This window comes from Mesorhizobium sp. B2-1-1 (assembly GCF_006442975.2).
Classification (GTDB): Bacteria; Pseudomonadota; Alphaproteobacteria; order Rhizobiales; family Rhizobiaceae; genus Mesorhizobium.
Genome location: NZ_CP083954.1, coordinates 1190698 through 1210809 on the forward strand (window position 1 = coordinate 1190698; position 20112 = coordinate 1210809).

Genomic DNA, 20112 nt, shown 5'->3' on the forward strand with positions numbered 1-20112 from the left:
TTTGGCATGATCGGCAAGCTCAAGGGTATGCTCGACGAGATCGAGGAGGACCACTGCCTCGTCGACGTGCATGGCGTCGGCTATGTCGCCTACTGCTCGGCGCGGACGCTTGCCGCGCTGCCTTCGCCCGGCGAAGCGGTGGTGCTGTTCGTCGAGACCTATGTGCGCGAGGATATGATCCGGCTCTACGGCTTCCAGTCGGTGCTGGAGCGTGAATGGTTCCGGCTGTTGATGAGCAATGTGCAGGGCGTCGGCGCCAAGGTGGCGCTGGCAATCCTGTCGACGCTGGCGCCGGCCGACCTTGCCAACGCGATCGCGCTGCGCGACATCGCTATGGTCTCCCGCGCGCCCGGCGTCGGCAAGAAAGTGGCCGAGCGCATCGTTACCGAATTGAAGAACAAGGCGCCGGCCTATGCGGGTTCAGCGGCGGGCACGATCGGTCTCAAGCAGGAGCTCGGCGAAGGCGTCGCAGCCGCGCCGATCACAGACGCGGTCTCGGCCCTAGTCAATCTCGGCTATTCCCGCGACACCGCCGCCAATGCGGTGGCGGCGGCACTGAAGACGGCGGGCGAGGAGGCGGACGCGTCGAAGCTGATTCGCTTCGGGCTCAAGGAACTGGCGCGATGAGCGCACGCTTGTTCGGTTCCCGGCCATATGCAAGGAAGGCGGCATGAGCCTTTCCCCCCGTCTGATCGCTCCGGAAAAACGCGGCGAGGATGCCGACCAGAGTTTGCGGCCGCAGACGCTTGACGATTTCGTCGGCCAGGCGGCGGTGCGGGCCAACCTCAAAGTGTTCATCGAGGCCGCCAAGGGGCGCAAGGAGGCGCTCGATCATGTGCTGTTCGTCGGGCCGCCAGGTCTAGGCAAGACGACGCTGGCGCAGATCATGGCGCGCGAGCTCGGCGTCAACTTCCGCTCAACCTCCGGACCGGTCATCGCCAAAGCCGGCGATCTCGCCGCACTCTTGACCAATCTCGAAGAAGGCGACGTCCTGTTCATCGACGAGATCCACAGGCTGAATCCTGCGGTGGAAGAGATCCTCTATCCGGCGATGGAGGATTTCCAGCTCGACCTGATCATCGGCGAGGGGCCGGCGGCGCGCTCGGTCAAGATCGATCTTGCCCGTTTCACCCTGGTCGCCGCCACCACGCGGCTCGGCCTGCTCACCAATCCGCTGCGCGACCGCTTCGGCATCCCGGTGCGGCTCAACTTCTACACGGTCGAGGAACTGGAGCAGATCGTGCGGCGCGGCGCACGCATCCTGCAAATGCCGCTCGGCGATGACGGCGCGCTGGAGATCGCGCGGCGCGCGCGAGGCACGCCGCGCATCGCCGGCCGGCTGTTGCGGCGCGTGCGCGATTTCGCTTCGGTCGCCGGCGATGGTCATGTGAACCGCTTGATCGCCGACGAGGCCTTGACCCGGCTGGAGGTCGACGCGCTCGGCCTCGATGCGCTCGACCGCCGGTATCTTTCGATGATCGCGCGCAATTTCGGCGGCGGGCCGGTCGGCATCGAGACGATCGCCGCCGGCCTGTCCGAGCCGCGCGATGCCATCGAGGACATCATCGAGCCCTATCTCATCCAGCAGGGTTTCATCCAGCGCACGCCGCGCGGCCGTGTGCTGACGGCCAATGCCTGGCGCCATCTCGGTCTCGACGCGCCGAAGGACCTGGCGCAACAGCAGATCAATTTGTTCCAGGAAGAATAGCGGCCCCGGCGGCGGCGTTCGGGCCGGCGATCAAGCGTCCGCAACCGCTTTGCGGCGTGCGACCGGAGATCTTGCTGATCGGTGCCGGCGCCGTGGAGCAACGGCGCTCAGTGAAGCGACCGGATCACGTCCAGCACATCGGGTTCGGCCTTTTCGCCGTTGAAAGCATCGACGATGCCGAAAGCGCCGCCGTAACTCCACACCGACCAGGAGAAGCCATGCGCCTCGGCGCGCGCGATCATGTCCCGGACATAGGCGGCACGATAGCCGGCCGGCATCACATAGGGATTGCCGTATTCCTGGCGGATCATGCCGAACTCGCCCAGCGTGACGTTTTCCGGCCTGATGCGGTTGGCCTTCGCCCAGGCATCGACGGCCTTGAATGGGGCGTCCATGAGACCAAGCAGCTTGGCGTCGGTGTCCATGCTGGCTACCTGCTCGTCGAGATAGACAAGCAGCCCGCCCTGCCGCGCCCAAGGTGCCTCGGTCTTGATCCTGGCGCGGATGGCGTCGAGCGTGACGTCGAGCTCAGCCGGCGGCACCGCGGTCAGCGGGTAGGGCAGGCCGGTCACATAGGGAATGAAATCGCCGGCCCAGGTCGCGCCCTGATGGGTAAGCAGGAACGGATCGTAGGAATGGAAGGTCCAGATGACGTTGTCGTCCGGGATCGCCATCGGATCGATTTTTTCCAGCGACGACGCCGCGGAATAGCAGGCCCCGGTCAGCACAAGCGTCAATCTCGTCGCCGAAGAACGCGCCGCGGCGAACAACCTCTGCTGGCGTTGCGGCCACAGGCTGGTGCCGTCGGCGTCGCAGTCGACGATCGGTTCGTTCATCGGTTCGAAGGCCACTTGCCCCGGATCTTCCCCGGCGAGCGTGTGCGCCATCTTGCGCACCACCTCGACATAGGCATCGAATGTCACCGGGTTGTTCATCACCTCGGCCATGCCGATCTTGCGCCCACTGCCGGCGGGGATCAGATGCATGTCGACGACAACCTTCAGGCCGGCGCGGTTGATCATGCGGACAGAGTCCAGCACGCTGGCATAGAGATCCTCGCGCAAGGCCATCGTATTTTCGGAAAGGAAGGGCGAAGGATCGACCGGCATGCGCAGGAAATCGAAGCCTGCATGCTTCAAAGCCTCGAGATCGTCGTCCTTGAGAAATTTGCGCCATTCCGGGTAGGGCAGGATGGCCTTGGCGTTGCCCCATTGGTCTTCGCCCGGCCAGGTCACCCACTGGTCGAGATTGAGCCCGCGCTTCATGGAGAAGGTCGCGGCCTGGCTCGGCCCGGCCAGAGCCATCACGACGAACAGAGCCATCACCACGAACAGCGCCGTCACCAAGGTCTTGATCATCGCCGTCAACAGTGCCATCCGATGCCATGTCACGCGCGGCACAGGTGCCTTGCCGCGACTGAAAAAGGAAGCGCAATGGACGATCATGGTGAATCCGCGACCTTGCTGGCGGGGATTTCCGGTGCGCTGACGGCGTTCGGCCATCGGCTGATGGCGCGGGTCTACTATGCCGACACCGATTTCTCCGGCGTCGTCTACCACGCCCGCTATCTCGAATTCCTCGAGCGCGGCCGCTCCGACTATCTGAGGCTGAGCGGCGTCCACCACACCGAACTTGCCGATGGCAAGCATGGCGAAAGAATAGTCTGGGTGGTGCGTCGCATGGAGATCGACTTCCGCATCCCGGCCCGCATGGACGACATCCTGACGATCGACACCCGGACCGAGGAAATCTCCGGCGCGCGCATCTTCATGGCCCAGCAGCTCAAGCGCGGCGACGAGGTGCTGGTCGAGGCCAGGGTGGAGGCGGCGATCATAGGCGAGAATGGCCGGCCACGCCGCTTCCCCAGGGAGTGGATAGCAGCGTTCATACCCAAGGCGGGCTAAAAGGCCGACGTCGTTGGTATCGCCGGCGCCGGCTTGAAGCGCGGCAATGCGCCGCGTCTGGTGGACTAACCCATCCTTAACCATAACGGTTCATGAAGAGATTGGTGAAGATTGGCGCTATCCAGCGCCTTCCTTTCACCAACATTTGCCCCGAAAAGGCCGCGAAAGGCACGTTTTGGGGTTGTTCCGGTAGCTTCGCGCGAACCGACCACAAGGGATGCCAGGGGCCAGCCGCCAGCTTCGCTCGGAAATCTTAAGGACGTTACGATGGAAAATATCGCACTCGCCGAACCGGGCGCGCAATTGTCGATTTGGGCGCTGTTCATGCAGGCCAGCTGGGTGGTCAAGCTGGTCATGATCGGGCTGCTCTGCGCCTCGGTCTGGACCTGGGCGATTATCGTCGACAAGCTCGTATCCTATGCCCGCATGCGGCTGGCGCTGAACCGGTTCGAGCAGGTGTTCTGGTCGGGGCAGTCGCTGGAGGAGCTTTACCGCACGTTGGCCGACCGCAAGACATCGGGCATGGGCGCCATCTTCGTTGCTGCCATGCGCGAGTGGAAGAAGAGTTTCGAAAAAGGCGCCAAGACGCCGCTCGGCTTGCAAACCCGCATCGATAAGGCGATGGACCTGGCGCTGACCCGCGAGATGGAGAAGCTCGAAGGCCGCCTCGGCTTCCTCGCAACCACGGGCTCGGCGGCCCCGTTCATCGGCCTGTTCGGCACCGTCATTGGCATCATGACGTCGTTCCAGGCGATCGCCGGCTCCAAGAACACCAGCCTGTCGGTGGTCGCGCCCGGCATCGCCGAGGCGCTGCTGGCGACCGCCATCGGCCTGCTCGCCGCCATTCCGGCCGTCATCGCCTACAACAAGCTGTCATCGGATGCGAGCAAGATCGCGGTGCGCATGGAAGGGTTCTCCGACGAGTTCTCCGCCATACTCTCGCGCCAAATCGATGAAAAAGTAGCGCCGAAGGCCTGAGGAGTAAGCCGATGGGAATGTCCGTAGGCATGGCTGGACGCGGCGGACGCGGCCATAGGCGGCGCGGCCGCCATCATGGCCTCATCGCCGAAATCAACGTCACGCCGATGGTCGACGTGATGCTGGTGCTGTTGATCATCTTCATGGTCGCGGCGCCGCTTTTGACGGTCGGCGTGCCGATCGATCTGCCGGATACGCAGGCCAAGGCGATGAATGCCGACACGCAGCCGATCACCGTTTCGATCAATGCCGCCGGCCAGATCTATCTCCAGGAGACCGAAATCCCGATCGAGGAACTGGTGGCGAAGCTGCAGGCGATCTCGAAGACCGGCTATGACGAGCGCATCTTCATCCGCGGCGACAAGTCCACCGACTATGGCACGGCGATGAAGGTGATGGCCCGCATTTCGGCCGCCGGCTACAAGAATATCGGCCTGGTTTCACTGCAGGAACAGGATCAATAGACCCACTATGAGGACCGGCCTCACCACATCGGTGATCATGCATGCGGCGCTGATTGGCTTCGGCCTGTTCACGCTGTCGGCACCGGCCGCGCTTCCGTCGGCCGACGTCGAGTCGGTCGCTGTCGACATCGTGCCGATCGAAGCCACTGCCCAGGTGCTGCAGGGCGACAAGAAATCGGTGGTGCATGAAAAGCCGGCGCCCTTGCCCACGCAGCGTCCCGATGTGGTGCCGGACGCGCAGAAGGTCGGCGAGAACAGCGTCGATACCGACAAGCCGATAACGCCCGAGGCCAAGCCGAAGCCGGTCGACATGACGTCGGCTCCGCCGCCGGCGCCAACGCCGATCGAAAAGCCGAAGACCGAGGACGTGCCGAAGCCGCAGGAAAAGCCCAAGCCGACGCCGGCCACGGAAGTGGCTCCCGCGCCGCAGCCCAAGGAAGAGGTCAAGCCCGAGCCGGTCAAGCAGACCGAGCCGAAGCCGGCGCCGGCCAAGGAGCCGACGCCCGCACCGCCACAGGACAAGACCGCGGCCATCGAGCCGACGCCCGAGGTGAAGCCGGACGCGGTCGCCCAGGCGATCGCCAAGGACCAGCCTGACGATGCCCAACTGCCGGACTCCGCGCCCGCGCCTCAGGCGCGGCCGAAGCCGCAGCCGGCACAGGCCGAAAGCGCCAAGGCGCCGGAGCGCAAGGACGCCGACAAACCGGTCAAGGAGGCTTCATCCAAGCCGAAATCGGAGGACAAGCAGTTCAATTCCGACGAGATCTCGGCCCTGCTGGACAAGCAGAAGCCCTCCGGCGGCGGCGCCAAGCGTTCGACACAGCAGGCTTCGCTCGGCGGCGAGAAGGACCAGGGCCAGAAGCTGTCGAGATCAGAACTGGGCGCCCTGTCGGATCAGCTTGGCGGTTGCTGGACATTGCCGGCGGGGCTGGAGGGCTCGGAGAATTTCGTCGCCGTGGTCATGTTCAACCTCGACCCCTCGGGCAAGCTGGATGGCCGGCCCACCGTCGAGAAATCGAGCGGGAATCGCCAATTCGATGAAAGCGCCGTGCGTGCGGTTCAGAAATGCAACATGGCCGGCCTTCAGGTTCCGGCGGGCAAACAGGACATCTGGGCCCAGGTCCGTGTCACTTTCGATCCGAGGGAAATGCTTGGCCTTTGAGGCCTGCCCTCCGCAGAATCAGTGAAGAGAAGCGAGAAGACATGAAATTCATCCTCAAGCCGCTCCTGATGGTCGCGACAATGGCGCTGGGCTCGATGGCCGGCGCCGTCATGCCTGCGTGGGCGCTCGTCGAGATCAACGTCAACAAGGGCAATGTCGAGCCGCTGCCGATCGCCATCACCGATTTCCAGTCGGGCGATGGGCTTGGCGCGCAGATTTCCGGCATCGTCACCGCCGACCTGAAGCGCTCGGGCCTGTTCGCACCGATCGACAAAAGCGCCTTCATCGAGAAGATCGCCAATCCTGACGCAGCGCCTCGCTTCGACGACTGGAAGGTGATCAATGCCCAGGCTCTGGTCACCGGCAGCGTCAGCAAGGAGGCCGACGGGCGCATCCGCGCGCAGTATCGGCTGTGGGACACGTTCGCTGGACAGCAGATGTCGGGCGAACAATTCTTCGCCAACGACGCCAATCAACGACGCGTCGCTCACATCATCGCCGACGCCATCTACGAGCGGCTGACCGGCGAGAAGGGCTATTTCGACACGCGCGTCGTTTTCATCGACGAGTCCGGCGCCAAGAATGCGCGCAAGAAGCGCCTCGCCATCATGGACCAGGACGGCGCCAATGTGCGCTATCTCTCGGACGGCAGGGCGATCGTCTTGACGCCGCGCTTCTCGCCGAACCGGCAGGAAATCACCTACATGTCCTATGAGAGCGGCCAGCCGCGGGTGTATCTCCTGCAGATCGAGACCGGCCAGCGCGAACTGGTCGGCAATTTTCCGGGCATGACGTTTGCGCCGCGCTTTTCGCCGGATGGCCAGAAGGTGATCATGAGCCTGCTGCGCGACGACGGCAATTCCAACATCTTCGCCATGGACCTCAGGAGCCGCTCGACGACCCGGCTCACCAACTCGACCGCCATCGACACTTCGCCTTCCTATTCGCCCGACGGCAGCAAGGTGGTGTTCACCTCCGACCGCGGCGGCCGCGCGCAGATCTATGTGATGGGCGCCGACGGTTCGGGCCAGACCCGCATCTCCTTCGGCGACGGGGTCTATTCGACGCCGGTGTGGTCGCCGCGCGGCGATCTCATCGCCTTCACCAAGCAGACCGGCGGCGAATTCCAGATCGGCGTTATGAAGACCGACGGTTCGGGCGAGCGCATCCTGTCATCCGGCTTCCAGCAGGAAGGACCGACCTGGGCGCCGAACGGCCGCGTGCTGATGTTCTTCCGCGATTCCGCCGGCGGCCCGAAACTGGTTTCTGTCGATCTCACCGGCCGCAACGAGCAGTCGATCCCGACCGCGAACTTTGCCTCCGATCCGGCCTGGTCGCCGCTGCTGGAGTGAGAGGAATTGGAGAAATGAAGAAATGAAGAATTGAGGGATGGAGAGAGAAGCGGGCTACATCAAGCGCGCGAAGGATTTGGATGTCTATAGGCACGCTTATGGGGTTTCCCTCGACGTCCACAAGGCCACGCTTGTTTTTCCGAAAAACAATACGCGTTGGCTGACCAAATGCGGCGATCCAGCAAGGCGATCTGTGCCAATCTGGCTGAAGGATTTGCCAAACAGACCCATTCCAGGCCCGATTTGCGCGTTTCATTTCGATGGCCATGGGATCATGCAGCGAAGTAGAGACGTGGATTTCGTATGCGTTCGACCTTGGCTACATCACCCACGCGCAGCGCGATGAATGGCTGCAATCCTATGTCCATATCTATGGAATGCTGGTGAATCTCAGGAAGAAGTTGAAATGACCCTTTTCCTCATTTCTTCAATTCCTCAATTCTCCATTTCCACCTCTTTGTCGCGTTTTGGCCGCATTTCCGCCTAGGGTCCGCGCCAACTGTGGCCCGGATCAAAGGGCTGCGGACGGGCGGCCTAAACCAAATTTTAACCGTGTTTCTTGAATGCCGGTTAACCCAAACGTGGTTACTGGGTGATCAACGAAATCACTCGAATGCGAAGGAGAGGCGGCATGAGCCGTATCGCAGCACTTACCAGAAATCCCGTCATGATCGCGCTGGTGGCGATGCTCGCCATTGCCGGTTGCGCTTCGAAGAAGACGCCCAACAGCGCCGCCGATCTCGGCCTCAACGGCGCCGGTGCCGCAACGCCCGGATCGGCGCAGGACTTCACCGTCAATATCGGCGACCGCATCTTCTTCGACACGGACTCCTCCTCGATCCGCGCCGACGCCCAGACGACCCTGTCGCGCCAGGCGCAGTGGCTGAACCAGTACAAGCAGTATGCGATTGTCGTTGAAGGCCATGCCGACGAACGCGGCACGCGCGAATACAATTTGGCGCTCGGTGCCCGCCGCGCCGCCGCCACGCGCGACTTCCTGGTCTCCAAGGGCGTCTCCGCCAACCGCCTGAAGACCATTTCCTACGGCAAGGAACGGCCGGTCGCGGTTTGCGACGACATCTCCTGCTGGTCGCAGAACCGCCGCGCGGTCACCACGCTCAGCGGCGCCGGCTCCTGACATTTTTCGCGCGTCGAGCGACGCGCGAAAAACACGACGGCAAAAATGCAACACAGGCTTGCGAAAGGCGGCTGAAAGGCCGCCTTTTTCATGTTTGGTCCCTTCAAACAAAATTTGGCCGAAGTCTCGCGTCCTGCTATGAGCCGAGGGCGCTTGGCTGGTCCCATACCGATTGGAAGGCGCGAACAAGCTAACGACACGGCGAGAGGCATATGCATTTGAGATCAGTTCTGAGCGGCACGCTTGCGCTGCTGCTCCTTTCAGGCGTCACCGCGATGGCGGGTGGCTTAGGGACTGATGGCACGGGACAGCCAGCCGACAGCGGCTTCTCGTTCCATCTGCCCAGCATCGAGTTGCCTGGCGTTTTCGGCGAAAAGAAGAAGTCGGACCAGGTTCAGTTCGCGCAGCAGTCGACTGGCACAGGCGCCACCGGGCTCGAGGACCAACTGCGCCAGATGAACGGCAAGATCGAGGAACTGAACTTCCAGATCCTGCAAATGCAGGAGCAGATCCGCAAACAGCAGGAAGACAACGAGTTCCGCTTCCAGCAGCTCGAAGGCGGTACGCAGGGTGCGCAGCAGCCGGCCGGGCAGAAGAAGTCACAGGCCGCGCCCGCCGACAGCGATGACAGCGTGGCCGAGGCGCCGGCCACGCAACCGCCCGCGGAGGCCGACAATCGGGCAGCGGCCGGCCAGTCGGCTGGCGGCGGCCAGAGCGTCGAGGACGTCATCGTCGAATCCTCTGACGGTGATCCGGGCAAGGTGATCCCCGGAAGGGGAGCGCCCGAAAAGACCTTCGGCAGCATCACCGTCGACAAGAACGGCAATGTGGTCGATGCCGGCGGCAGCACGCAGGCGACCGCACCGGCGCAGGATGTCGCTCCAGCCACCGGCGCTCCGGCCAAGAGCGGCAAGTCCGACGGCACGGTGGTTGCGGCGCTGCCTTCCACGAACGATCCCGAGGAGCTCTACCGCAACTCCTACCAGTTCATCCTTTCGGGCGACTACGGCACCGCCGAACAGGGTTTTCGTGACCACATCGCGCGTTTTCCCCGTGACGCGAAAACGGCGGATGCGCACTATTGGCTGGGCGAATCGCTGCTTGGCCAGCAGAAATACCGCGATGCCGCGGAGGTCTTCCTCGCCGCCAGCAAGGACTATCCCAAGGCCAAGAAGGCCCCCGACATGCTGCTGAAGCTCGGCGTGTCGCTGGTCGGCCTGAAGCAGCACGACGTGGCCTGCGCCACCTTCAGCGAGGTCGGCAAGCGCTACCCCGACATTTCCAACACGCTCAAGGAGCGCGTGAAGCAGGAAAAGGCCCTGGCGGCGTGCTAGCCCTTCTCCTGCCTGCCGTTGCCTTGCCCTCGGAGCCGTGTTCGGGCGACATGCATTGATGCTCGACACCGAGCCTGATCTTTCGAAAGACCTTTTTTCGCACATCGACTTTACCAGCGGCGCCGTTGCGGCCGTATCCGGCGGCAGCGACTCGACCGCCCTACTTCTCCTTCTCAAACGACATCTCGACCGAACCGCGCCGTCCGCGAAGCTGCTGGCGGTGACGATCGACCACGGTTTGCGGCAGGGCGCGGCGGCCGAAGCGGAAGCGGTGGCCAGGCTTTGCGCCGCGCACGCCATCGCGCACCGCATCGTCGCCTGGTCCGGACGCAAGCCGTCGACCGGGCTGCCGGCCGCCGCGCGGGAGGCTCGCTACCGGCTGCTGGCCGAGGCGGCGCGGGAGGAAGGCCTCGGTCTGATCGTGACCGGTCATACGGCGGACGACCAGGCCGAGACGGTGCTGATGCGGCTAGTCCGAGGCAAGGGCGCCCGCGAGGACGGGCGCGGCCTCGCCGGCATGGCACCGGTCACCTTGCACGACTGGCACGAATGGATCGTGCGGCCGCTCCTTGGCATTCGACGCTCGGCTTTGCGCAACTTCCTGCGGCGCGAGCATGTCGGCTGGGCCGAGGACCCGACCAATGCCGACGCGGCCTTCGAGCGACCGCGCATGCGCGCGGCACTGGCCGGCGCTGACGGTGCGCAGCGCATCGATGACGCATTGACGCTGGCGGCGCGCGAGAGCGAGGCGCGCAGCCGGCTTGGCATCCGCGCCGCGGATTTAATCGCGCGCTTCGCCAGCCAGCCGGCGCCGGGTCTTGTCCGCCTCGATCCGACCCTGCTTTCGGCCGGCGACGATCCGGCGGCCGTCTATGCGCTGCGCATCCTCCTCGCCATAAGCGGGGGCGTTGCGTTTCTGCCGGACCAGGCGCGATGCGAGGCGCTGTTCGGTAGGCTGAAGGCTGGATTTCTTTGCGCCACATTGTCGCGGACGGTGGTCGATTCCAGGCGCGCCGGCATCTTTCTGCGCCGCGAGACGCGAGGCTTGCCGCCTGTGGTCGCGGCCACCGGCGGGCTGCTCTGGGACGGCCGCCGGAACATCACGTTGGACGACGGCGGCAGTGCATTGTTGATCGCGCCGTTCGGGGCAGCGGCGGCGAAGCGTCTGGCAATCGCGGAAGGCGAGACGCCGCGCAGCCTCGTGCGCGCCGCCCTGGCCTGCGAGCCGGCATCGCGGCAAGCCGTTGAAAACCCTGGCCTGCCTCAGGGTGGGCAGGCGTCGCCGGGGTTCACGGCACAGGCCGTCGTCGCCCCCTTTGTCCGTTTCCTGCCGTCCTTCGACCTGGCGCCGGCGCGGGTCGTCGCCGAATTGATCGGCGCACCGTTGCTTCCCGCGCCGCCTTTCAAGCGGCCATAGCGCCGGTCGGTCATGGGCGAAAGCTTAACCCACACGTGCTGTTCTGCTTGGCAAGGGGGGGCGCTCTCCCTATGTTAGGCTCAAGTTTCCTCTCACGACGCGTGTCCGCCCGCGGACGCCAACGGGACAATTGATGAATCCGAACTATCGCAACCTCGCGCTCTGGGCGATCATAGCGGTCCTGCTCATCGCCCTCTTCAATCTGTTCCAGACGCCGCAGACGCGTGGGGCTTCGAGCGATGTACCTTATTCGCAGTTCCTGCAGGATGTCGCGGCGGGCCGGGTCAAGACGGTGACCATCGCCGGCGCCCGCATCTCCGGCACCTACACCGACAATTCGAGCGGCTTCCAGACCTATTCGCCCGGCGATCCGTCGCTGGTCTCGCGGCTGCAGGACAAGAACGTTACCATCAATGCGCGGCCGGAGACCGACGGTTCAAACTCGCTGTTCGGTTACCTGATCTCGTGGCTGCCGATGATCCTGATCCTCGGCGTATGGATATTCTTCATGCGCCAGATGCAGTCCGGCTCCGGTCGTGCCATGGGCTTTGGCAAGTCGAAGGCCAAGCTTCTGACCGAGGCGCATGGCCGCGTCACCTTCCAGGACGTCGCCGGCGTCGACGAGGCCAAGGAAGACCTGGAGGAGATCGTCGAGTTCCTGCGCGATCCGCAGAAATTCCAGCGGCTCGGCGGCAAGATCCCGCGCGGCGTGCTCTTGGTCGGCCCTCCGGGAACCGGCAAGACGCTGCTCGCCCGCTCGGTCGCCGGCGAGGCCAACGTGCCGTTCTTCACCATTTCGGGTTCGGACTTCGTCGAGATGTTCGTCGGCGTCGGCGCCAGCCGCGTGCGCGACATGTTCGACCAGGCCAAGAAGAACGCGCCCTGCATCATCTTCATCGACGAAATCGACGCGGTCGGCCGTCACCGCGGCGCGGGTCTCGGCGGCGGTAATGATGAGCGCGAGCAGACGCTAAATCAGCTGCTGGTCGAGATGGACGGCTTCGAGTCCAACGAAAGCATCATCCTGATCGCCGCCACCAACCGGCCCGACGTGCTCGACCCGGCGCTGCTGAGGCCCGGCCGTTTCGACCGCCAGGTGGTGGTGCCGAACCCCGACATCGTCGGACGCGAGAAGATCCTGAAAGTGCATGTGCGCAACGTGCCGCTGGCGCCCAATGTCGACCTCAAGGTCGTCTCCCGCGGCACGCCGGGCTTCTCCGGCGCCGATCTGATGAACCTCGTCAACGAGGCCGCCCTGATGGCGGCGCGGCGTAACAAGCGCCTCGTGACCATGGCCGAGTTCGAGGACGCCAAGGACAAGATCATGATGGGCGCCGAGCGCCGCTCCTCGGCCATGACCCAGGCCGAGAAGGAGTTGACCGCCTATCACGAGGCCGGTCACGCCATACTGGCGCTCAACGTGCCGTCGGCCGATCCGCTGCACAAGGCGACAATCATTCCGCGCGGCCGCGCGCTCGGCATGGTCATGCAGTTGCCGGAAGGCGACCGCTATTCGATGAGCTACAAGTACATGATCTCACGGCTTGCCATCATGATGGGCGGCCGCGTCGCCGAGGAGTTCAAGTTCGGCAAGGAGAACATCACGTCGGGCGCTTCCTCCGATATCGAGCAGGCGACCAAGCTGGCGCGCGCCATGGTCACGCGCTGGGGCTTTTCCGACAAGCTCGGCCATGTCGCTTATGGCGACAACCAGGAGGAAGTGTTCCTCGGCCATTCGGTGGCGCGCACGCAGAACATCTCGGAAGAAACCGCGCAGATCATCGACGCCGAGGTGCGGCGCCTGATCGACGAGGCCTATTCGACCGCGAGGTCGGTGCTGACCAAGAAGAAGAAGGAATGGATCGCGCTGGCGCAGGGCCTGCTCGAATACGAGACGCTGTCGGGCGACGAGATCAAGCAGCTGATCGCCGGCGAGAAGCCCGCGCGCGATCTCGGCGACGACACGCCGCCGAGCCGTGGTTCGGCCGTGCCGAAGTCGGGCCGCCGCAAAAAGGGTCCCGAGCCCGAGGGCGGCATGGAACCGCAGCCGTCGAGCTGAACTCGGCCAAGAACAAATTGAGAAACGCCGCGGTTCGACCGCGGCGTTTTTGTTTGGGGCAGGCTGCTGAGTTTCTCCGTGGCCTGCGCCTGCAAGGTTGGTTAGGCGATTGGCGGAAGCCGGCGTGGCAGCAGCCAATCTTCCCACTTTGTGGAAGATGCCGGGCAGCTCAGCGGGGGCAGCGTCCGCCGACAAATCGAGTTAGGCCTTCCGGGCTGCGGGGGAGGATCTCTCTTGCCGTTCGACGATTCCTCGAGCCACCCTCGCCCAGCTTTTCGTGAATGCGAGGCAACCTGGCCGGGAGCAGGCAACGATCCTTCGTGCCCCCCCCTTCTGGCCTGCCGGCCATCTCCCCCACGAGGGGAGTTTGCAGCGTCGCCGGCAACGCGCCTCTCGTCAGCGGGGATTCCTGCTGAAGCTGCGGGCAAAAAAGCCCGCGAACCCTGCGGCTCGCGGGCCTTACTTTCCTCAAATAGTGCTGTCGCTCAGCTCTTCAGCTTGGCATTGCACAGGCTGTAGAAGCCGCCGCCCTTCTGGATCCACTTCAAGCCGCCAAGCGTGTTGGCGTCCTTGTTGGCATAGTACTGCTGGAGGCAGGTATGCATGCGGGCCTTGGCCGGGGTTTCGGTGGCGAATTTCGGCGAGATTGCGGTCGGGAAACTCACGCCCTTCGGCGCAGCGACAGTCGGCTTTGCCGGCTCCTTGGTGTAGGTCGCCTCTGTTGGAGCCGGGACGGTGTCATCGTCCGAGGCGCTGGCGCCGCATTCGGCCTTCCGGAAGTCGTTCCACTTCATGCCGTTGAGCGTATTGGCGGTCTTGGCAGCCTGGTACTTGCTGCTGCAGTCGGCCATGCTCAGGCCCTTGCCCGAGCTGTCGGTCGCCGCAGCCGTGGTCGCCGCCTTGGTGGTCGCCGGTTTGGTGGCGGCGGCAGCGGATGCGCCGGCGGCAGCGGACGCGCCGGTGGCGCATTCGCTCTTGCGGAAGTCGTTCCACTTCATGCCGTTGAGCGTGCCGGCGGCCTTGGCCGCCTGGTACTTGGTGCTGCATTCCTTTGCGGTCAGGCCTTTGGCTCCGTCGTCGGCGGCGGCCGCAGCCTTGGTCGCCTTGGCCGGCTTCGTATCGGCCGCCTTGGTGTCCGCTGCCTTGGCGTCGGGCTTGGCTGTCGCGGCGGCATCAGTGCCGCACTGCGCCTTGCGGAACTGGTTCCAGGTCTGGCCGGCAAGTGTCCCCGCGTCCTTGGCCGCGTTATACTTCGTGCTGCACTCGGCCATCGTCAGCGCGTTGGCTGGCGCGGCCAGGAATAACGTCGCGACCGCAAGGCCGGTCAAAGTGGCAAGTCGGTGGATGAGCATAGCGTTTCTCCGTTGCAGCAGCCCATTATACGTCCCAGCAAATCAATAACGCTCAACGGTCGGTTGCGCCAGATGCTAAGTGGCGTATACATCGCCGAAACCCGGCTTCTGCCGGCAAGGTGATGAAATCGTTGCCTGTTGCCGGCTGGAAGACAAGAATTTGTGGGTAAATCCATGTCGAATGGTCCACAGGCATGGTATATTGTGGCGAGGCAGCGCCATCACGCTAGGTTGCGCCAGTCTGTGTGCAATGCACAACAAGGGTTTTCTAAAGGATTGGTAACAGATAATCACGAAATGTGATCGTAGTGCGCCGGCCAATTATGGCATGACGTACCGGGCAAGAACCACCGGGGACACTGACTAGCATGGCAGGAAATTATTTCGGCACGGACGGTATTCGCGGGCGCGCCAACAAGTTTCCAATGACGGCGGAAATCGCGATGAGGGTCGGCATGGCGGCCGGCCTGTCCTTCCAGCGCGGCAGCCATCGTCACCGTGTGGTGCTCGGCAAGGACACCAGACTTTCCGGCTACATGATCGAGAACGCCATGGTGGCGGGCCTCTGCGCCGCCGGCATGGACGTGTTCCTGCTCGGCCCCATCCCGACGCCGGCGGTCGCCATGTTGGTGCGTTCGCTGCGCGCCGATATCGGCGTCATGATCTCGGCCTCGCACAATCCTTATTACGACAATGGCATCAAGCTATTCGGTCCCGACGGCTACAAGCTCTCCGACGAGATCGAAGAGCGCATCGAGAGCATGCTGGACAAGGATATCGAACTGGCACTCGCCGATTCCGACGGACTTGGTCGCGCCAAGCGCGTCGATGGCGTGCATGACCGCTACATCGAGTTTGCAAAGCGCACCTTGCCGCGTTCGATGTCGCTTTCAGGTTTGAGGATCGTCGTCGATTGCGCCAATGGCGCCGCCTACAAGGTTGCCCCCGAGGCGCTTTGGGAGCTGGGCGCCGAAGTGGTGGCCATCAATGTCGAGCCCAACGGCTTCAACATCAACAAGGAATGCGGCTCGACCCATCCGGCAGGCCTGCAGAAGAAAGTGCACGAGGTGCGCGCCGACATCGGCATCGCGCTCGACGGCGATGCCGACCGTGTCGTCATCGTTGACGAGAACGGCGCGATCGTCGACGGCGACCAGATCATGGCAATGATCGCCGAGTCCTGGCACCAGAGCGGGCGGCTTGCCGGCGGTGGCGTCGTTTCGACGGTCATGTCCAATCTCGGCCTCGAACGCTTCCTCGGCGACATGAAGCTGCAATTGCACCGCACCAAGGTCGGCGACCGCTATGTCGTCGAGCATATGCGCGCGCACGGGCTCAATGTCGGCGGCGAGCAGTCGGGCCACATCGTGCTGTCGGACTTCTCGACCACGGGCGACGGCCTGGTTTCGGCGCTGCAGGTGCTGGCCTGCATCAAGCGGCAGGGCCGGCCGGTCAGCGAATTGTCGAAGAAGTTCGAGCCGGTGCCGCAACTCCTCAAGAACGTCCGCATCGCCGGCGGCAAGCCGCTCGAGGAAGCTCCGGTCAAGGCTGCGATCGAGGACGCCCGTCAACGCCTCGGCAAGGCGGGGCGGCTCGTCATCCGGCCGTCCGGCACCGAGCCGCTGATCCGTGTCATGGCCGAGGGCGACGACCCGCAGCTGGTCGAGGCCGTCGTCAACGACATCGTCGAGGTCATCTCGGAAACACGCAGCGCCGCCTAATCTCAGGAGCATCCGGAGGGCCGACGCCGCTCTGATTGCTTCGAAGCCCGCCCGTCCGGCGGGCTTTTGTTTGCCTGCGGAACTGGCTCGAGACACATGGAACCATCCGAATTCCTCAAATGCTCGAGATTCGTGGTTAATAGACAGGGTTAAATGCCTTTTAACCTTTGCAATTCATTATCCACGCCTGAAAGCCAATCTCATTCGGACGCGACCGCTGTTCCGAGGGTTTCTAGGGGTGACAAGCATGTTCAATACAGCAAGAAAGGCCCTGTTCGCCGCGCTGTTCGCGGGCCTGGCATGGCCGGTGTTCGCGGCCGACCTTCCGGAGCCGGTGGTCGAAGAGGCGCCGCCGCCGGTATACGAGCAGCCAGTCGATGTCGGCGGCTGGTACATTCGCGGCGATCTCGACTACCACAAGTCGAAAGTGCGCGGCATCGATTACACGACCTACACCATCGATCCCTGTAATTGTAACGTCATTCCCGGCGACAGGAGCTTCGATTTCGGCAAGCTCAAGGGCGGCTTCTCGCTCGGCGCCGGCGTCGGCTACAAGATCAACGATCATTTTCGTACGGATTTGACCGCCGATTACTGGTTCAAGTCGAACTTCGACGGCGGAACCTCGGACGCTTTCTCGACGTCGACCGAAGTGTCGAAAATGAGCGCCTTGCTGCTGCTGGCCAACGCCTATGTCGATCTCGGCACCTATCACGGCATCACGCCCTATGTCGGCGCCGGCATCGGCGGCGCGCATGTCAGATGGGACGATGTCAGGGACCCGAACACCACCGAGTTCAACCCCGGTGCGAAAAGCTGGCGCTTTGCCTACGCGCTCATGGCCGGCGCTTCCTACTGCCTGACCGACAAGCTGATCCTGGACGCGGGCTATCGCTACAGCCACATCCAGGGTGGCCGCATGTTCGAGTGGGATATCAGCAGCGCCGGGCCGGGCTTCGACCGCGGCATCGACACGCATGAGGTGCGCGGCGGCCTGCGGTACCAGTTCGGCGGCAACAACGGTTGCGCCGCGCCGACGGTGGCCTATCAGCCCGAACCCGAGCCGATCTACACCAAGTAACATCCGACCATCCAACGGTCCGAAACCGCCCGGCATCAGCCGGGCGGTTTTCGCTTGTCTGGCTGCCCGAAAATCATTCGCTAACGCTCTGTTAGCCTTAACCCCGACTTAACCACTATGGTTAACAATGCTTCCTGAAACGATGGCTGCCGTCTGGTGGCGCCGAAATCGGGAGCAGGGGATCATGAAACTCACATCGCGTATGGCGCCGGTGCTTGCCACATTCGCCATCATGCCGCTGACGCCTGCGCTGGCCGCCGACTATGAGCCCCCGGTCTATGTCGACCAGGCGCCCGACTACGTGCCGGTCGAGGTCGGCTCGGGCTGGTATCTGCGCGGCGATGTCTCCTACCTGGTAGAGAAGAGCTTCAAGAATGAGGATTTCGCCTTCACGCCGGCGAGCTTCGACAACGAGGAAGACCCGGTCTTCGCCAGCATCGGCTTCGGCTACCACTTCAACGATTATCTGCGTGCCGATCTCAATCTGGGTTACCTGCCCGGCAACAAGATCCGCATTGGCTATGACGATTCAGCGACCGCGGCAGAGGCGACCCTGGCGTCGGCGTCCCTGAAGAACTATGCCTTTTCAGGCATGCTCAACGGCTATGTCGACCTTGGAACCTATGTCGGCATAACACCCTATCTCGGCGCCGGCATCGGCATCGTCAGGAGCACGCACAAGCTCTCGGCGAGCTATTTCACCGACAATGGCGATCCAACCGACGACTTCGGACTGAGTGACGACAAGACCAAGTATTCCTTCGCTTACACGCTGAATGCCGGCCTTGCCTATCAGGTGTCGAAGAATGTTTCCGTCGATCTCGGCTATCAGTATTTCTCGGCGCCCGACGCCGAATATGTGACGGCCGAGAGCCTGACCTCGTTTCCGGTCCACAAGGGAATCAGCAATCATCAGGTTAAGCTCGGGCTACGCTACGATCTCTGGTAGTAGGCTGGCATACATGAACCCTGGCGGCGGATCTCTTCGGTCCGCCGTTTGCGTTTGAAGCTCACGAGATCCTGATCGCGGGTCGCCAGTATCCTGCCCGCGACAAAAACTTTCCCCTTGACGCCCGAAGCCCGAGCGCATATCGCCGTCCGTGGGCCACCCCTCCCCAACGAGGGGCCACTATCTGGAAGGATAGACCACGATGACGACGCATACGAAGCCCGGATTCCGTCCGGCAAACCCCAATTTTTCCTCAGGTCCCTGCGCGAAACGTCCCGGCTGGTCGGTCGAGGCGCTGAAAGCTGCCGCGCTCGGCCGTTCCCATCGCGCCAAGATCGGCAAGACCAAGCTCGAACAGGCGATCGCGCTGACGCGCGAAATTCTCCAGGTTCCTGCCGACTACCGCATCGGCATCGTGCCGGCGTCCGACACAGGCGCCGTCGAGATGGCGCTTTGGTCGCTGCTGGGCGAGCGCGGCGTCGACATGGTCGCCTGGGAGAGTTTCGGCTCCGGCTGGATCACCGACGTGGTCAAGCAGTTGAAGCTTGCCGATGTGCGCAAGCTCGAGGCCGGTTACGGCGAACTGCCGGATCTCGGCAAGATCGATTTCGACCGCGACGTGGTCTTCACCTGGAACGGCACGACCTCGGGCGTGCGCGTGCCGAACGGCGATTTCATCCCGGCCGATCGCAAGGGTCTGACCATCTGCGACGCGACATCGGCCGCCTTCGCGCAGAAGCTCGACTTCGAGAAACTCGATGTCGTGACCTTCTCCTGGCAGAAGGTGCTGGGCGGCGAAGGCGCGCATGGCATGCTGATCCTGTCGCCCCGCGCCGTCGAGCGGCTGGAGAGCTATAAGCCTGCATGGCCGCTGCCGAAGATCTTCCGCCTGACCTCGGGCGGCAAATTGATCGAAGGCATCTTCAAGGGCGAAACCATCAACACGCCGTCGATGCTGTGCGTCGAGGACTATCTCGACGCGCTCAGCTGGGCGAAATCGATCGGCGGCCTCGATGCGCTGGTCGCCAGGGCCGACGCCAACGCGGCCGTGCTCGACCGTTTCGTCGCGAAATCCTCCTGGCTTGGCCATCTCGCCGTAGAGCCGGCGACGCGGTCGAACACGTCCGTCTGCCTGTCCTTCACCGACGGACAAGTCGCTGCACTCGACGCCGACGCACAGGCGGCCTTCGCCAAGGGTCTGGTTTCAGCGCTCGACAAGGAAGGTGTCGCCTATGACATCGGTTCCTATCGCGACGCGCCGCCTGGCCTGCGCATCTGGTGCGGCGCAACGGTCGAGACCTCCGATCTCGAAGCTCTGCTGCCCTGGCTCGACTGGGCCTTCGCCGGCCAGAAGGCGTCGCTGAAAGCGGCGGCCTGAAACTCAACAGTTATTTTCTGGAACAGCCCTCATCCGGCCGCTTCGCGGCCACCTTCTCCCACAAGGGGAGAAAGATCGGCGCCCGACCTTCTCCCCCGTGGAGAAGGTGCCTGAG

Annotated in this window: 19 protein-coding genes; 17 read left to right on the forward strand and 2 right to left on the reverse strand. The window is 63.6% G+C overall.

Annotation, left to right across the window (positions count from 1 at the left end):
* Positions 1-6: 6 nt before the first annotated feature.
* Positions 7-627, forward strand: coding sequence for a Holliday junction branch migration protein RuvA (ruvA, locus tag FJ972_RS05780; protein WP_140525049.1), 621 nt, complete (start codon positions 7-9; stop codon positions 625-627).
* A 43-nt stretch (positions 628-670) separates the two neighbouring features.
* Entirely contained in the window at positions 671-1708 is a 1038-nt protein-coding gene (gene ruvB, locus FJ972_RS05785) for a Holliday junction branch migration DNA helicase RuvB (RefSeq protein WP_140493220.1), read from the forward strand.
* A gap of 107 nt (positions 1709-1815) precedes the next feature.
* Here the strand turns inward: ruvB and FJ972_RS05790 are convergent, their stop codons facing one another.
* The gene (locus FJ972_RS05790; RefSeq protein ID WP_140525050.1) at positions 1816-3084 is read right to left on the reverse strand and encodes a glycoside hydrolase family 5 protein; all 1269 of its coding nucleotides are present in this window, start codon (positions 3082-3084) and stop codon (positions 1816-1818) included.
* Positions 3085-3141: 57 nt separating this feature from the next.
* Here FJ972_RS05790 and ybgC point away from each other — a divergent pair, with 57 nt between their 5' ends.
* The 11 genes from ybgC to ftsH all read left to right on the forward strand — a co-directional run bounded on the left by ybgC (position 3142) and on the right by ftsH (position 13516).
* Complete coding sequence (gene ybgC, locus FJ972_RS05795) at positions 3142-3612, forward strand: tol-pal system-associated acyl-CoA thioesterase (protein ID WP_140493226.1); 471 nt, start codon at positions 3142-3144, stop codon at positions 3610-3612.
* A gap of 267 nt (positions 3613-3879) precedes the next feature.
* On the forward strand, positions 3880-4590 hold the full coding sequence (gene tolQ / locus FJ972_RS05800) for a protein TolQ (RefSeq protein WP_140493236.1): 711 nt from the start codon (positions 3880-3882) through the stop codon (positions 4588-4590).
* Between the two features lie 11 nt (positions 4591-4601).
* A complete protein-coding gene (gene tolR / locus FJ972_RS05805) occupies positions 4602-5054 on the forward strand; it encodes a protein TolR (RefSeq protein ID WP_140493239.1) in 453 nt (150 codons plus the stop codon).
* A gap of 7 nt (positions 5055-5061) precedes the next feature.
* A complete protein-coding gene (locus FJ972_RS05810) occupies positions 5062-6216 on the forward strand; it encodes an energy transducer TonB (protein WP_140493242.1) in 1155 nt (384 codons plus the stop codon).
* Between the two features lie 41 nt (positions 6217-6257).
* Positions 6258-7568 carry a Tol-Pal system beta propeller repeat protein TolB gene (tolB, locus tag FJ972_RS05815; protein ID WP_140493245.1) on the forward strand — a complete coding sequence of 437 codons (1311 nt, stop codon included), beginning with the start codon at positions 6258-6260 and terminating at the stop codon, positions 7566-7568.
* A gap of 168 nt (positions 7569-7736) precedes the next feature.
* Positions 7737-7856, forward strand: a complete 120-nt coding sequence (locus FJ972_RS30100) for a hypothetical protein (RefSeq protein WP_246672549.1) — start codon at positions 7737-7739, stop codon at positions 7854-7856.
* Positions 7835-7978 (forward strand): four helix bundle protein, encoded by a 144-nt coding sequence (locus FJ972_RS30105; protein ID WP_246672548.1) that lies wholly within the window; start codon positions 7835-7837, stop codon positions 7976-7978. Before FJ972_RS30100 ends, FJ972_RS30105 begins: the two co-directional genes overlap by 22 nt.
* A gap of 221 nt (positions 7979-8199) precedes the next feature.
* Entirely contained in the window at positions 8200-8706 is a 507-nt protein-coding gene (gene pal, locus FJ972_RS05825) for a peptidoglycan-associated lipoprotein Pal (RefSeq protein ID WP_140493251.1), read from the forward strand.
* A 212-nt stretch (positions 8707-8918) separates the two neighbouring features.
* A complete protein-coding gene (gene ybgF / locus FJ972_RS05830; protein WP_140525051.1) occupies positions 8919-10040 on the forward strand; it encodes a tol-pal system protein YbgF in 1122 nt (373 codons plus the stop codon).
* A 58-nt stretch (positions 10041-10098) separates the two neighbouring features.
* A complete protein-coding gene (tilS, locus tag FJ972_RS05835) occupies positions 10099-11457 on the forward strand; it encodes a tRNA lysidine(34) synthetase TilS (protein ID WP_140525052.1) in 1359 nt (452 codons plus the stop codon).
* Between the two features lie 133 nt (positions 11458-11590).
* Complete coding sequence (gene ftsH / locus FJ972_RS05840) at positions 11591-13516, forward strand: ATP-dependent zinc metalloprotease FtsH (RefSeq protein ID WP_140493260.1); 1926 nt, start codon at positions 11591-11593, stop codon at positions 13514-13516.
* A 485-nt stretch (positions 13517-14001) separates the two neighbouring features.
* Here ftsH and FJ972_RS05845 read toward each other — a convergent pair whose 3' ends face one another.
* Positions 14002-14868, reverse strand: a complete 867-nt coding sequence (locus tag FJ972_RS05845; protein WP_140493263.1) for a hypothetical protein — start codon at positions 14866-14868, stop codon at positions 14002-14004.
* 368 nt (positions 14869-15236) lie between these two features.
* On the opposite strand from FJ972_RS05845, the gene glmM reads away from it, so the two are divergent.
* The 4 genes from glmM (at position 15237) to FJ972_RS05865 (ending at position 19997) form a co-directional block, all read left to right on the forward strand.
* Positions 15237-16589: a phosphoglucosamine mutase gene (gene glmM, locus FJ972_RS05850; protein ID WP_140493266.1), complete on the forward strand. Its 1353-nt coding sequence runs from the start codon at positions 15237-15239 to the stop codon at positions 16587-16589.
* Between the two features lie 247 nt (positions 16590-16836).
* Positions 16837-17670, forward strand: coding sequence for an outer membrane protein (locus tag FJ972_RS05855; RefSeq protein ID WP_140493269.1), 834 nt, complete (start codon positions 16837-16839; stop codon positions 17668-17670).
* 184 nt (positions 17671-17854) lie between these two features.
* Positions 17855-18619: an outer membrane protein gene (locus FJ972_RS05860; protein ID WP_140525053.1), complete on the forward strand. Its 765-nt coding sequence runs from the start codon at positions 17855-17857 to the stop codon at positions 18617-18619.
* A gap of 202 nt (positions 18620-18821) precedes the next feature.
* A complete protein-coding gene (locus FJ972_RS05865) occupies positions 18822-19997 on the forward strand; it encodes a phosphoserine transaminase (protein WP_140525054.1) in 1176 nt (391 codons plus the stop codon).
* Positions 19998-20112: the final 115 nt, after the last annotated feature.

Bases quoted from the DNA above. Each gene is read 5' to 3' on its own strand.
- FJ972_RS05855 (WP_140493269.1), top strand. From the start codon at position 16,837: ATGTTCAATACAGCAAGAAAGGCCCTGTTCGCCGCGCTGTTCGCGGGC.
- FJ972_RS30105 (WP_246672548.1), top strand. From the start codon at position 7,835: ATGGGATCATGCAGCGAAGTAGAGACGTGGATTTCGTATGCGTTCGAC.
- ybgC (WP_140493226.1), top strand. From the start codon at position 3,142: ATGGACGATCATGGTGAATCCGCGACCTTGCTGGCGGGGATTTCCGGT.
- tolB (WP_140493245.1), top strand. From the start codon at position 6,258: ATGAAATTCATCCTCAAGCCGCTCCTGATGGTCGCGACAATGGCGCTG.
- FJ972_RS05845 (WP_140493263.1), bottom strand. From the start codon at position 14,868: ATGCTCATCCACCGACTTGCCACTTTGACCGGCCTTGCGGTCGCGACG.
- FJ972_RS05865 (WP_140525054.1), top strand. From the start codon at position 18,822: ATGACGACGCATACGAAGCCCGGATTCCGTCCGGCAAACCCCAATTTT.
- ybgF (WP_140525051.1), top strand. From the start codon at position 8,919: ATGCATTTGAGATCAGTTCTGAGCGGCACGCTTGCGCTGCTGCTCCTT.
- FJ972_RS30100 (WP_246672549.1), top strand. From the start codon at position 7,737: ATGCGGCGATCCAGCAAGGCGATCTGTGCCAATCTGGCTGAAGGATTT.
- ruvB (WP_140493220.1), top strand. From the start codon at position 671: ATGAGCCTTTCCCCCCGTCTGATCGCTCCGGAAAAACGCGGCGAGGAT.
- FJ972_RS05790 (WP_140525050.1), bottom strand. From the start codon at position 3,084: ATGGCACTGTTGACGGCGATGATCAAGACCTTGGTGACGGCGCTGTTC.
- pal (WP_140493251.1), top strand. From the start codon at position 8,200: ATGAGCCGTATCGCAGCACTTACCAGAAATCCCGTCATGATCGCGCTG.
- FJ972_RS05810 (WP_140493242.1), top strand. From the start codon at position 5,062: ATGAGGACCGGCCTCACCACATCGGTGATCATGCATGCGGCGCTGATT.
- FJ972_RS05860 (WP_140525053.1), top strand. From the start codon at position 17,855: ATGAAACTCACATCGCGTATGGCGCCGGTGCTTGCCACATTCGCCATC.
- glmM (WP_140493266.1), top strand. From the start codon at position 15,237: ATGGCAGGAAATTATTTCGGCACGGACGGTATTCGCGGGCGCGCCAAC.
- ftsH (WP_140493260.1), top strand. From the start codon at position 11,591: ATGAATCCGAACTATCGCAACCTCGCGCTCTGGGCGATCATAGCGGTC.
- tolQ (WP_140493236.1), top strand. From the start codon at position 3,880: ATGGAAAATATCGCACTCGCCGAACCGGGCGCGCAATTGTCGATTTGG.
- tolR (WP_140493239.1), top strand. From the start codon at position 4,602: ATGGGAATGTCCGTAGGCATGGCTGGACGCGGCGGACGCGGCCATAGG.
- tilS (WP_140525052.1), top strand. From the start codon at position 10,099: ATGCTCGACACCGAGCCTGATCTTTCGAAAGACCTTTTTTCGCACATC.
- ruvA (WP_140525049.1), top strand. From the start codon at position 7: ATGATCGGCAAGCTCAAGGGTATGCTCGACGAGATCGAGGAGGACCAC.